This is a genomic window from Roseovarius sp. EC-HK134, assembly GCF_902498815.1.
Classification (GTDB): domain Bacteria; phylum Pseudomonadota; class Alphaproteobacteria; order Rhodobacterales; family Rhodobacteraceae; genus Roseovarius; species Roseovarius mucosus_A.
Genome location: NZ_LR701544.1, coordinates 3,193,530 through 3,206,459, shown reverse-complemented (window position 1 = coordinate 3,206,459; position 12,930 = coordinate 3,193,530). Strand labels below are relative to the sequence as shown.

At 62.9% G+C, this 12,930-nt stretch carries 10 protein-coding genes; 3 read left to right on the top strand and 7 right to left on the bottom strand.

The window, feature by feature from the left end; translation table 11 throughout:
• Nucleotides 1-31: 31 nt before the first annotated feature.
• Complete coding sequence (locus GC127_RS19330; protein ID WP_008280782.1) at nucleotides 32-1,321, bottom strand: ABC transporter substrate-binding protein; 1,290 nt, start codon at nucleotides 1,319-1,321, stop codon at nucleotides 32-34.
• A 399-nt stretch (nucleotides 1,322-1,720) separates the two neighbouring features.
• On the opposite strand from GC127_RS19330, the gene GC127_RS19325 reads away from it, so the two are divergent.
• Entirely contained in the window at nucleotides 1,721-2,443 is a 723-nt protein-coding gene (locus tag GC127_RS19325; protein WP_008280781.1) for a FadR/GntR family transcriptional regulator, read from the top strand.
• 21 nt (nucleotides 2,444-2,464) lie between these two features.
• Here GC127_RS19325 and GC127_RS19320 read toward each other — a convergent pair whose 3' ends face one another.
• Entirely contained in the window at nucleotides 2,465-3,766 is a 1,302-nt protein-coding gene (locus GC127_RS19320; RefSeq protein WP_151979247.1) for an ABC transporter substrate-binding protein, read from the bottom strand.
• 162 nt (nucleotides 3,767-3,928) lie between these two features.
• Between GC127_RS19320 and GC127_RS19315 the strand changes: the two genes are divergently transcribed.
• A complete protein-coding gene (locus GC127_RS19315) occupies nucleotides 3,929-5,266 on the top strand; it encodes an NAD(P)/FAD-dependent oxidoreductase (RefSeq protein ID WP_151979246.1) in 1,338 nt (445 codons plus the stop codon).
• Nucleotides 5,267-5,400: 134 nt separating this feature from the next.
• Nucleotides 5,401-6,435, top strand: coding sequence for a tRNA 2-selenouridine(34) synthase MnmH (mnmH, locus tag GC127_RS19310; RefSeq protein WP_151979245.1), 1,035 nt, complete (start codon nucleotides 5,401-5,403; stop codon nucleotides 6,433-6,435).
• Between the two features lie 252 nt (nucleotides 6,436-6,687).
• Here the strand turns inward: mnmH and selD are convergent, their stop codons facing one another.
• The 5 genes from selD to GC127_RS19285 all read right to left on the bottom strand — a co-directional run bounded on the left by selD (nucleotide 6,688) and on the right by GC127_RS19285 (nucleotide 12,763).
• Entirely contained in the window at nucleotides 6,688-8,859 is a 2,172-nt protein-coding gene (selD, locus tag GC127_RS19305; RefSeq protein ID WP_151979244.1) for a selenide, water dikinase SelD, read from the bottom strand.
• A gap of 73 nt (nucleotides 8,860-8,932) precedes the next feature.
• Complete coding sequence (locus GC127_RS19300; RefSeq protein WP_008280776.1) at nucleotides 8,933-9,178, bottom strand: MoaD/ThiS family protein; 246 nt, start codon at nucleotides 9,176-9,178, stop codon at nucleotides 8,933-8,935.
• Nucleotides 9,178-11,424, bottom strand: a complete 2,247-nt coding sequence (locus GC127_RS19295; protein ID WP_151979243.1) for a xanthine dehydrogenase family protein molybdopterin-binding subunit — start codon at nucleotides 11,422-11,424, stop codon at nucleotides 9,178-9,180. The genes GC127_RS19300 and GC127_RS19295 overlap by 1 nt, the downstream gene beginning before the upstream one ends.
• Nucleotides 11,424-11,903 (bottom strand): (2Fe-2S)-binding protein, encoded by a 480-nt coding sequence (locus GC127_RS19290; RefSeq protein WP_008280774.1) that lies wholly within the window; start codon nucleotides 11,901-11,903, stop codon nucleotides 11,424-11,426. The genes GC127_RS19295 and GC127_RS19290 overlap by 1 nt, the downstream gene beginning before the upstream one ends.
• Nucleotides 11,900-12,763 carry a xanthine dehydrogenase family protein subunit M gene (locus GC127_RS19285; RefSeq protein ID WP_151979242.1) on the bottom strand — a complete coding sequence of 288 codons (864 nt, stop codon included), beginning with the start codon at nucleotides 12,761-12,763 and terminating at the stop codon, nucleotides 11,900-11,902. Before GC127_RS19285 ends, GC127_RS19290 begins: the two co-directional genes overlap by 4 nt.
• Nucleotides 12,764-12,930 lie beyond the last annotated feature (167 nt).

Genomic DNA, 12,930 nt, shown 5'->3' with positions numbered 1-12,930 from the left:
CCCGCGTGCCGGGCGCTGTCCTGAACGTGCATCAGCCGCGCTGATCCCACATCTGGCCATAGGCCTGCATATGCTTGATCAAAAGATCGCCATGGCGGCTATACCAGTCGGGGATCGAGCGGAATTCCTTGATCACGGCCTTGCCGTTTTCAATCGCCACCACCGGCCAATCGCCGACCAGCGCATTGTCGATACCAAAAAGCTCGGTGCCCCACCATTCCGCCTCGCCAAAGGCGTGGTTGCCGGGGCCGTCTTTCATTGCCGCCAGCACCGCCTCGGGATCGGCAGAGCCTGCCTTTTCCGCCGCGACCTTCCACAGATCCATGATCGAGGCATATTCCCAGCTTACCGCGCCCCACTGACCGGGATGCCGCTTGTTGTATTCGGCATAAAATCCGTTGGGGTCCTGGAAATTTACGCTCTCGGCATTCAGCGCCGGATCGTCAAAATCGGGGAACTGGAAAATGAACCCTTCCATGAATTCCTTGGATGTCTTGGCGATCATTTGGTCATAGAAATCCGCCGTACAGCTGATGATCTGACCCTTGAAATTCTGCTGGAACAGTTGCTCTGCGATGGGGTGCACATAATCCGAATAGCACGTATCGAGACAGATGATATCGGGGTTCTTGGCCATCAACCGCGTCACCACCGGTGCAAAATCCGTGGTGGCCGGATCAAACAGCAACGGCTCATCCAGCATCTCGATCCCTGCCGCCTCAAAGGCCGCAAGATAGGTGGCCACCGACGGCAGGCCAAGCGCGTCATCCTGCGCGCACATCACCGCCGTCTTCAATTCCGGCTTGTTCTGCGCCAGCCACTCGACACCCGTCACATTATAGATGGGATGCACCTCGGCCGGGGCCAACAGTGTCTTGGTATCGGGCGACAGATCCGACGGCAGCAACGTCGAAAAGAGCATCCCCGTGCGCTCTGCCACCGGCTGCACACCGGGCCAAGGATCGCCGCCCAGCATCATGATAAAGCTCACGCCATCCTCACGGATCAGCTTGGTTGCCCCGGTGCGCGCCTTGGCGGGATCGTATTCCTCGTCATAGGCCACAAATTCAACCGGATGCGCCCCATCCGCCAGCGTGATCCCGCCCGCGGCATTGACCCGCTCGGCCCAGATCATGCAGCCATCAAGGCCCGGCTTGCCCCAGGCCGCCACAGCCCCCGTCAAAGGGGCCAGAAACCCGATCTTGATCGGTTCACCCGCCGCCAGCGCCACCTTCGGCAGGCCAAGCGCGGCAGTCGCCGCTGCGGAGGTTTTCAGAAAGGTCCGACGTGTGAACCCCTTAGAGATATATTTGGAAAGCATGCGTTCCTCCAACTGTTGGCACCGCGCGATATCGCGCAGCAGAGCGAAGCCAAGGACGACCTGTTTTGGTTCATTACCAATCCCAGAGACTATACCAGTTTCCGAAATTGGTTTCGGCTCACCAGCAAAGGCTAGCAAAGCGATTTGAAACTCACAAGAAAATTTGTTTCTTAGAGTTATAATTTACCCCACCTATCCCGCCAAATCTCTCATATTGCTCAGAATTTTAACTGGGTCGTTTTAGAGGCATCCGACCAATCTGCGCCCGCAGCCCGCAAAACTGGTCCGGAAGGGGATCGAAATTGGTTCCATGCCGCTGACCTGCGGCTTGTGCAGGGAACCGGTTCCGCCTAGATTTGCTGCAAACGGCCCCCGCGCCACACGAAGGACCCCGCTACGATGGCCAACCAGAGCACCACAGCCCAGCTTGTCACCAGCCATTCGGTCGGGGCCACCGTGCAGGTGGTGATCGACAGCCTCTTTGCCCGCATCAAATCCGAGGAATATCCCGAGGGCGCGCGCCTGCCGTCAGAACGTACGCTCTCGTCCGAATTGGGCGTGGCCCGCAACACCGTGCGCGATGCGCTCGATGTGCTTGAGGCGCGCAACATCATCCGCCGCCGTGCCGGATCGGGCAGCTTTGTCACGTACAAAAGCGAACTCACCCGCACCCCCAGCCGCAGCGCGCTTGCCGAAAATACCAGCCCGCTTGATCACCTTGTCGTGCGCGGCATTCTAGAGCCCGAGATGATCCGCCTCGCGGTCATCAACATGACGCCGCGCGACATCATGGAGCTCGACGACATCCTCACCCGAATGGAGGCGATCAGCACCGACGCCGCCGAATTCGTCGCCTGCGAAGAGGATTTCTATCGCAAAATCGCGGCGGGCACCGGCAATCCCCTGCTTGCCTCCTGCTATGATCTGGCGATCGAGGCCTGTTTGCAAACGCATCGCTCCACCATGATGCGGCGGCATCTCACGCCCAAACGCATCGAGGATTACCAGAAACGCTATAACGCGCTTTTCAACGCGATTTCTTCGCGCGATGTGGAAACCGCCGTAGAATACATCAAGCTGCACCTGATCGAGGAACAAAAAACCCTGCTGCAAGAGGACTAAGCGCAGGACGGCGCAGCCGCCTCAGCTCACCACCAGCCGCGCCTCAAGACAGGCCTTGCCCGCCCCCTGCCCGTGCCGCTGATGCCAAAGCTGGCCAAGGGCCGCCATTTCCGCCCGCAACAGCGGCTCATGCCGCGCCAGCCAATCGGGGATTGACCCGAAACCAACGATCCGCGCCTTGCCGCGTTGGATTTGCACCACCGGCCAATCGCCAATCAGCGTATGATCAAGGCCAAACATATCCTGCCCCCACCATTGCGCCGGGCCAAAGGCGTGGTTGACCTCGCCCAATTGCCGCATCGCCGCCAGAACCGAGACTGAATTGACCGTTCCCGCCCGCTCGACCGCCGATTGCCAGATATCAAGGATCGCGGCATATTCCCAACTCACCGCCGTCCAACTGCCCGGAAACCGCGCGTTGTATTCGTCATAAAACGCCTGCGGCTGGTTAAAGAAAAACGCCTTTTCCGCCAGCGCCGGATCGTCGAAATCGGGAAACTGGAACAGGAATCCTTCCATGAACTCGGGCGAGGTAAGCGCGATCAACTGCTCATAGCAATCCGCCGTACAGCTCAGGATTTGGCCCGCATAGCCCTGATGATAGGCATATTCCGTCATCGCATGCACCATCGGCGTATAGCTTGTACACCAGCACAGCATATCGGGTGCCGCCGCCAGCATCGGGGCCACCACCGCAGGGGCCGATGCCGTGCCCGGATCATACCGAATTTCCTCGATGATCTCGATGCCCACCGCCTTGAACGCCGCGCGATAGGCGGCCAGCGCCGGCAGGCCCAACGCATCGGTCTGCGCACAGAGCGCCACGGTCTTGATCTCGGGTCGGTTCTTGGCAATCCATTCCACCGCCGTCACCGTATAGATCGGCAGCGATTCGCCCGGCGCAATCAGATAGGGCGTGTCCGGCGACAGATCACTGGTCAGCAAGGACGAGGTCAGCACCTTCTGCCCCATCAGGTAATCGCGCACCTCCGTGAACGAATCGCCCCCCAGCATCATTACCAGCGCCGCATCATGTTCCTGCACCAGATGCCGCGCCCCGGTCAGCGCATCCGCCCCGTCATATCCGCAATCATAGGATTCGAGCCGCACCGGGAATCGCCGCCCCCCCATCAGCACGCCCCCCGCCCGGTTGAGCCAATCCACCCACAACCGACAGCCCTGCAATCCCGGCAGGCCCCACGATTCGACCGGACCACTCAAGGGGGCCAGAAAGCCGATGGTCAGCGTCTTGCGCATGCCCACCGAAAACCGGGGCAACGCGCTCTGAATGGCCAGACGTTGTGCAAAACTCGAATTTGACATGAGCAATTTCTAGCAGGTTCCCGGCATTGCGCCAGCGGTTCATGGGAAAATATTATTCTTGGAAAGAAAAATTATTGACAAGCCCGCCCCCACAACTTCAATCTGGCATGAACCAAAGGCACCAATACCTGAATATTGGTCCATACCAGCTTGGAGGGCAACATGACCAAAAAACGAATTGCAATCATCGGCGCAGGACCATCGGGCCTGGCCCAATTGCGGGCCTTCCAATCCGCCGCCGCCAAAGGCGCAGAGATCCCCGAAATCGTGTGCTTTGAAAAGCAGGATAACTGGGGCGGCCTCTGGAACTACACCTGGCGCACCGGCCTTGATCAATATGGCGAGCCGGTTCATGGCTCGATGTATCGCTACCTGTGGTCGAACGGCCCCAAAGAAGGCCTTGAATTCGCTGACTATTCCTTTGAGGAACATTTCGGCAAGCAAATCGCCTCTTACCCGCCCCGCGCCGTGCTCTTTGATTATATCGAAGGCCGCGTGCTCAAGGCCGGTGTGCGCGACCTCATCCGCTTTTCCACCGCCGTCCGCTGGGTCGAGAAGGACGGCGAGAAATTCAACGTCACCGTTTGCCATCTCCCCGAGGATCGCACCTATACCGAAACCTTCGATCACGTGATCGTCTGTTCGGGCCATTTCAGCACGCCCAACGTGCCCTATTTCCCCGGCTTCGAGAATTTCAAAGGCCGCGTGCTGCACGCCCACGACTTCCGCGATGCGCTGGAATTCAAGGACAAGGACATCCTCATCGTCGGCACCAGCTATTCCGCCGAAGACATCGGCTCGCAATGCTGGAAATACGGCTGCAAATCCGTGACCGTCAGCCACCGCACCGCCCCCATGGGCTTCAAATGGCCGGACAACTGGCAAGAGGTGCCGCTCCTGCAAAAGGTCGAGGGCAACACCGCCTATTTCAAGGATGGCACCACCAAGGATGTGGATGCCGTGATCCTCTGCACCGGCTACAAACACCATTTCCCCTTCCTGCCCGACGATCTGCGCCTCAAGACCGCCAACCGCCTTGCCACCGCCGATCTTTACAAGGGCGTGGCCTTTGTGCGCGAACCTGCGCTCTTTTACCTCGGCATGCAGGACCAGTGGTTCACCTTCAACATGTTCGACGCGCAGGCATGGTGGGTGCGTGACGCCATCATGGGCCGCATCGCCATTCCCGACCAAGCGACAATGGAGGCGGACGTTGCCGACCGTGTCGCCCGCGAGGACGCCGGACAGGATGACTATGACGCGATCTGGTATCAGGGCGATTACGTCAAGGAACTGATCGACGAAACCGATTATCCCAGCTTTGACGTCGAAGGTGCCTGTCAGGCCTTCAAGGAATGGAAGGGCCACAAGAAGAAAGACATCATGGGCTTCCGCAACAATTCCTATAAATCGGTCATCACCGGCACCATGGCGCCCCTGCACCACACGCCGTGGAAAGACGCGCTCGACGACAGCCTCGAAGTTTACCTCCAGAACTGAGTTTCCCTACCTGAGGTGGGCGGCCCTGCGCTGCCCACCCTTTTTTTGCCTCTGCATGGGGGCTTGATCTTGGCCGCGCGTCGGCGCATGCACAGGGCTATGTTGCATCCCTGCCCTCAGCCCGATTTTCCTTGATGCCGATAGCCCTCGACAGTCTTGCGGCGCTCGCCGCCCTGCCCTTTGACGAGGTGATCGATGTCCGGTCCCCAGCCGAATATGCCGAGGATCACATCCCCGGCGCGCTGAACCTGCCGGTGCTCTCGAACGAGGAACGCGCCCGCGTGGGCACCATCTATGTGCAACAGGATCGCTTTCTCGCCCGCAAAATCGGTGCGGCCCTCGTCTCGCGCAATGCCGCAGCCCATCTTGAGGGCCCGCTTGCGGATCGTCATGGCGGCTGGCGTCCGCTGGTCTATTGCTGGCGTGGCGGGCAGCGCTCTGGGTCCTTCACCGTCATCCTGCAACAGATCGGCTGGCAGGCCGAAACCGTCAAAGGCGGCTATCAATCCTACCGCCGCCTTGTCGCCCGCGCCCTTTATGAAGAGCCGTTTGCCGCCCCCGTCCGCCTGATTGACGGCGGCACCGGCACCGGCAAGACCCATCTCTTGAGCCATCTCGCTGCCCTTGGCGCGCAAGTGATCGACCTTGAGGATCTCGCCGCGCATCGTGGCTCGGTCTTTGGCCCCGTCGCGGGCGGGCAACCCTCGCAAAAGTCATTCGAAAGCGCGCTTGCCGCCTGCATGGCCCGGCTTGATCCCAACCGCCCGGTCTATATCGAGGCCGAAAGCAGCCGCATCGGGCGCATCACCCTGCCCCCCATGCTGGCCCGCGCCATGCGCAGCGCCCCCGTGATCCGGATCAATGTGCCGCTTGCCGCCCGCGTGTCCAATATCTGCACTGATTACACAGACCTTATCGCCGATCCCAACCGGCTTGACGCGATCCTCTCTCGGCTGGTGCAATATCACGGTCATGCGCAAGTGGACCAATGGCGCGCCCTTGCCGCCACGGGCGATTTTCCCACCCTCGTGGCGCAACTGATCGAGACCCATTACGACCCGCGCTACATCCGCAAACCCCGCCCTGAAGGCATCACGCCACTCGAACTGCCCGATCTGTCAGAGGCAACGCTACAAGCGGCAGCAAAGGGCTTGATCCAGAGCGGGTAGGCTTGGGTTTACTGTTGACCACTAAGCCGGGCGGGTCGCTGGGCCAGGGACTAGCGAAGCAACATCCGCGGCTGCCACTTTATGCGTGCCAAGTCCGTGTGACCTCTCAGCGAGGCACTCCCTCTCAAAATCGCTAGGCCGCCACGCCAAAGGCGTGCCGGGATAAAGCGGCGCACCTTCGGTGCGACGGACGGCCCAGCGATCCGCGCGGCGGGCTTCGCCCTTGATTCCGCGCGGGGGAACCCGCGACCCTCACCCCTTCACCACAATCCCCACCGGCCCTGCCACAACCCGCCCGATCACCGCCGCCACATGCCCCGCAGCACGCAACCGCGCCACTGACTCCTCTGCCTCTCCACCATCGACCGCCGCCAGCATCCCGCCCGCCGTCTGCGGATCATGCAGCAACGCCACCCGCGCGCCCGCGCCGCCCGTCACCGGTGCCGCCGCCACATTCGCCGCCCAGATGGTCGACCGCACGCCCACCGCCGCCAACGCCTCGGCCCCATCGTAAACCGGCACCGCCGCCAGATCGACCTCGGCCGCAACACCCGAGGCCCGGCACATGGCCATCAAATGCCCCGCCAGACCAAAGCCGGTTACATCCGTCATCGCATGTGCCCCCGACAGTATCTCCGCCGCCGCCCCCTGCGGCACCTGCAAAGCCGCGAGCAGCGCCGCAATATCGCGCCCATCCGCCAGCCCACGCATCTCAGCCGCCAGCAGCACGCCCGACCCGATGGGCCGCGTCAGGATCAGCGCATCGCCCACCCGCGCCCCCGCCACCGTGATCGCGTCGCGCTCGAGCAGCCCCGTGACCGTAAACCCGATGCTGGCCTCCGCCCCCAAGGTGGAATGCCCGCCCACAATCTCGGCACCGCTTGCGCGCAGCGCCTCCCCCGCCTGCGCCATGATCTCGGCCATGGTGCGCGCCTGCAAACCTTCCGACATGCGCGGCACAGTCACAGAAACCAGCGCCGCCTGCGGCTTTGCCCCCATCGCCCAGACATCACCCAAGGCATGCAGCGCCGCAATCCGCGCCATCACCCCCAGATCCTCGGTAAATCCCCGCAGATGATCCGTGGTCAACACTTGCCGCACGCCGCCAACCATGATCACCGCCGCATCATCCCCCGGCCCGGTCACGATATCCGCCCGCGCCGGGGGCTGTTCCTGCGCCAAGACTGCGGACAACACCCCCGGGGCCACCTTGGCCCCGCACCCCCCACACAGCGGCTCTGGCCCCAGATCGCCCAAGGCCCGCACAGCCGGGGCCTCTGCCGCGCCCATCACCGGCAAATCGCCGAATTGCACCATGAATTTGCGGTCGATCCGATCCTTCAACCGCCAGAGCAACCGCCCGCCAAAGGCCATCCCCATCTTTTCCGCCAGGGCCGATTTTTCGCCCAAGGAAATCAGCTTGAGGTAATCGCGCTGCGGATGAAAGGCCCGCGTTGTCCCCCCGCTCAACACCGCGCGCAGATTGTCGCGCAGCACCGGGGCCGCGCGCACGGCATATACCCCGGCCTTGGGGCGCGGCGCATGGGTCAGATGCGCGCAATCTCCGGCGGCAAATATCGCCTCTTGCCCCTCAACCCGCAAATCCGACCCCACGCGCAAAAACCCATCCGCCGTCACCGGCAATCCGGTCTTTGCCAGCCAGCCATGCGCCCGCGCCCCCGCCGCCCCGGCCACAAACCCCGCCGCAATCTCTGTGTCATCGCCCAAGGTCACGCCCACGCCCGTAACCTGCGCCACGTCACCGCCCGTCACAATCCGCACGCCCGCCGCTACGCAGGCGCGCGTCAGACGCGGGCGAATGACCGGTGCCCCCGGCGCAATCTCTGCTGACCGCTCGATCAGCGTCACCTCGGCGCGCCCGGCAACGCCCTTCAACCGATAAGCCATCGCCATCGCCAATTCGATCCCGGCAATCCCGCCGCCAATCACCGCCGCTTGCGGCGCGGCCCCATCGGCCACCCGGCGCAAAAACTCCTCCCACGCCCCGGCAAAGGGGCCAAGCGGCTTGGCCGCGACACCATGCTCAGCGAACCCCGGCACCTGTGGCATGCCCGAATGAATGCCCACATCGACCGAGGCCACGTCAAACCCGATCTCGCCCCGCCCCGCGACCGTCACCCGGCCCGCGCCCGCATCAATTCCTGTCACGGCACCCACGATCAGCCGCGCGCCCGCAAAGCGCGCCAGCCGCACCAGATCAATCTCCAGCTCCTCGCGCCGGTAATGCCCTGCCACCAATCCCGGCAACATGCCCGTGTAGGGCGCCACCGGATTGGGGTCGATCACCGTCAGCCGCGCCCCCGGCAGCTGGTCCATTCCCCACATCCGCAGCACCAGCGCATGCGCATGCCCCCCCCCGATCAGAACCAGATCGCGGGTCAGGGGAACAGAGGCAGGCATCATGGGACATTCTCCGGTTTTCGGCTACCGGGATAAGCCAAGCCGCAGCACAGGAAAAGCGGCGAATGCGCGCGCCTCAGCCGCCCTTAAGCCGCTTGAGCAACACAACTTCGCTATCGGGCTTAATCGGCGTGAACCAACTGTCGTTATAGACGCGCCCGTCGATCGACACTGACACGCCGCGCTCCAACTCTGCGCGCAGGCCGGGGAATGTCTCGCCCAACCCGTCAAGCAGTTCGCGCAAGGTGGCGGCCTCTACCGCCACCTCGCGTTGGCCTTCCGCGCTCTCGGCCAAAGACCCCCAGAGCACGACCTTGACCATCAGCCCTTTGCCGCCTGAATCGCCGCCAACACCCGCGGCGGCGACATCGGCAGCTGCGTCATCCGCACCCCCGCCGCCGCCGAGACCGCATTGGCCACCGCCGCAAGCGGCGGCACAATCGGCGTTTCGCCCACACCGCGCACGCCGTAGGGATGGCCGGGGTTGGGGATTTCCAAAATCACCGTGTCGATCATCGGCAGGTCAGAGGCCACGGGAATGCGGTAATCAAGGAAGCCTGCGTTTTGCAGAATCCCATCCTCGCCATAGATATATTCCTCGTTCAGTGCCCAGCCGATGCCCTGCACGGCACCGCCCTGAAACTGTCCTTCAACATAGGCCGGATGCACCGCGCGGCCCGCATCCTGAAACACCGTGTAGCGCAGGATTTTGGTGGCTCCGGTATCGGGATCAACCTCGACATCCACCATATGCGTGCCAAAACTCACGCCCGCGCCCTCGGCTGTCACCTCATGGTGCCCGGCAATCGGCCCGCCGGTATTGCTGGCCACGGCGGCAATCTCCTTGATGGTCATGGGGGGGAATTTACCGGCATTGGGGCCGGCCGGGCGCGCAGCCCCGTCTTCCCATTCGACCGCCTCTTCGTCGATACCCCATATCATCGCGGCACGTTTGCACATCTCGCGCTTGGCGGCACGCGCCGCCTCAATGGTGGCCAGACCCACGGCAAAGGTCACACGGCTGCCGTCCGTCACCTCGTTCTGGCCCAGCGATCCGGTATCGGCAATCACCGTGCGCACCTGATCATAGGGAATGCCCAGTTCTTCGGCGGCCATCATCGTCATCGAGGCGCGCGAGCCGCCAATGTCGGGATTGCCCTCCGACACCGTCACCGTTCCATCCGGCGTTACATTCAGGCTCACACAGGTATCGCCACCAAAGTTGAACCAGAACCCGCAAGCCACACCGCGCCCTTGGTTTTCGCCCAAGGGGGCTGTCCAATGCGGATGCGTATGGGCCGCCTCCAAGGTCGCCATCAGGCCAATCGCCGGATAGGTCGGGCCGTAAGAGGCGCGCGTGCCCTCTTTCGCCCCGTTCATCAACCGCACCGCCAGCGGATCAAGGTCAAAACCCTTGGCCAATTCGTCAATCGCGCTTTCCACCGCAAAGGCCGCCATTGGCGCGCCGGGGGCGCGATAGGCGGCCGCCTTGGGCCGGTTCGTGACCACGTCCCAGCCAACGGTTTTGACATTTTCCAGATCATAAGGCGCAAAGGCCGACATCGAGCCCATATCCACCGGCGACCCCGGATAGGCCCCGCCCTGATAGCGCAATTCGGCAAAACCAGCGGTGATCCGGCCATCTTTCTTCATGCCGATGCGCACATCAATCGAGGTAGACGAGGTCGGCCCCGTGGCGCGCAGCACCTCAGACCGGCTCATCACCATCTTGACCGGGCGGCCCGATTTCTTGGCCAGCATCAACGCGACCGGCTCAAGGAAAACCACCGTCTTGCCACCAAAACCGCCGCCGATTTCGCTGGCCGTCACCCGCAATTGCCCCTGCTCCATCCCAAGGATCGCGGCACAGACATTGCGCACCATGTAATGCCCTTGTGTGCAGACCCAAAGATCGGCCTGCCCATCCGCGCTCATCGTCGCCAGACAGGCATGCGGCTCGATATAGCCCTGATGCGTGGCCCCGGTGCGATAGGTCCGCTCGACCACGCGGTCAGCCTTGGCCAAACCGGCCTCGATATCGCCATGTCCGAACTCAACCCGCGAGATGACATTGCCCGAATATCCCTCGGGCACCGTTTCCTGCTGCGCGCCCTCATGCAGCACCGGCGCGCCGGGCTTCATCGCCGCGTCCACATCCGTCACATGCGGCAGAACCTCATACTCCACCTCGATAAGCTTGAGCGCCTTTCGCGCCACCGCCGCGGAATTGGCGGCAATCGCGGCCACCGCGTGCCCATCATAAAGCGCCTTGTCGCCCGCCATGCAATTGTCAATCACATCGGCCACGTGGTCTGGCACATCACCGAAATCGGCGCGCGTCACCACCGCCTTGACTCCCGGAAGCGCCTCGGCCTTGCTCGTGTCAATCCGCAGAATGCGCGCATGGGCATGCGGGCTGCGCAGAACGCGCCCCGTCAACATCCCCGGTGCCACCATATCCGCGCCAAAGCGCGCCCGCCCGGTGACCTTGTCGATGCCGTCAGGCCGGTTGGGCCGCGTGCCCACAACCTTGAAATCCTTGGTTTTCTTGGTGTCATCCAAAGCCATTACGACGCCCTCCGCATGTCCGCCGCCGTTTCCATCACAGCGCGGATGATCTTGTCATAGCCGGTGCAGCGGCACAGATTGCCCGCCAGCCAATAGCGCACTTCTTCCTCAGACGGGTCCGGGTTGCGCTCCAGCAGCGATTTCGCCGCAACAAGGATGCCCGGCGTACAGATGCCACATTGCAGCGCTGCCATCTCGATGAACTTCTTTTGCAACGGGTGCAGCACCTCGCCCGCTGCCATACCCTCGATCGTGGTGATCTCGCAGCCCTCGGCCTCGGCCCCCAGCATCAGGCACGAACACACAAGCCGCCCATCCACCGTCACCGAACAGGCGCCGCAATCACCAGTGCCACAGCCCTCTTTGGTGCCCGTCAGGCCCAGTTCGTCGCGCAGCACATCCAGCAGCGTCGCCTCTGCATCACAGAGAAACTCGGTCTCGTCGCCATTGACCTTTGTCGTCACATGTATCCGGCTCATACCTTGTCTCCTTTCGCGCGCGTCTCGGCGATCACCGCCGCCCGTCGGGCCAGAACCCCCGCCACATGGCGGCGAAACTCAACCGTGCCGCGCTTGTCCTCTATCGGGGTGGCCGCCTCGGAACAGGCCGCCGCCAAATCTGTCAGCGCCGCCTCATCAAGCGCCCGGCCCATGATGGCCTCTGCCGCCGCGTCAACCAGCATCACCTTGGGGCCAACCGCCCCCAAGGCCACTCGCGCGGCAGACACTTTGTCCGCGTCATCGAAACTCAGCGACACGCCACAGCCCACCACTGCGATATCCATCTCGGTGCGCGGGATGAACCGCAGATAGGCATCACCCGACCGCGCGCCGCACGCAGGCAGAAAGACCGAGGCGATGAATTCGCCCGCCGCCAGCGTCGTCTTGCCCGGTGACTTGGGAATATCAATCACCGCCACGTCACGCGGGCCCTTGGGGCCCACAACCCGCACAACGGCCCCCGCTGCCACCATAGCTGGCACCGAATCCGCCGCAGGCGAGGCGTTGCAGAGATTGCCCGCCAAAGTGGCCCGCCCCTGCACTTGGGTCGAGCCGATAAGCCCCGCCGCCTCGACCACACCGGGCCAATCCGCGACCAGCCCCGCATGCTCGCCCATCTCGGCCCCTGAAACAGCCGCGCCAATGCGCCAGCCGCCCGCTTCAGCCGTGATCGCCTTCATGCCCGCAATGCGCTTGATGTCGACCACCAGTTCCGGCTCGACCATCTCAGAGCGCAGCTTGACCAATAGGTCCGTGCCCCCCGCCAGCACATATGCCCCCTGCTCCGCCGCGAGCAGCCGCACTGCGGCCTCGACATCCTGAGGTGCCTCATAACGCATTTCGGCCATCCTTTCCTGTTCACTCTTGATCAGATCCCAATCAGACCTCGGCCTGACTCGATCCCATTTGCCTCGACTATCCCGCAACTCGCGCCCAGACGCAAACCGCTTGCCGACCTTTGAGCACCGGCGCGCGCCACATCGGCCTTGATCGAAAAGCGCCTTAT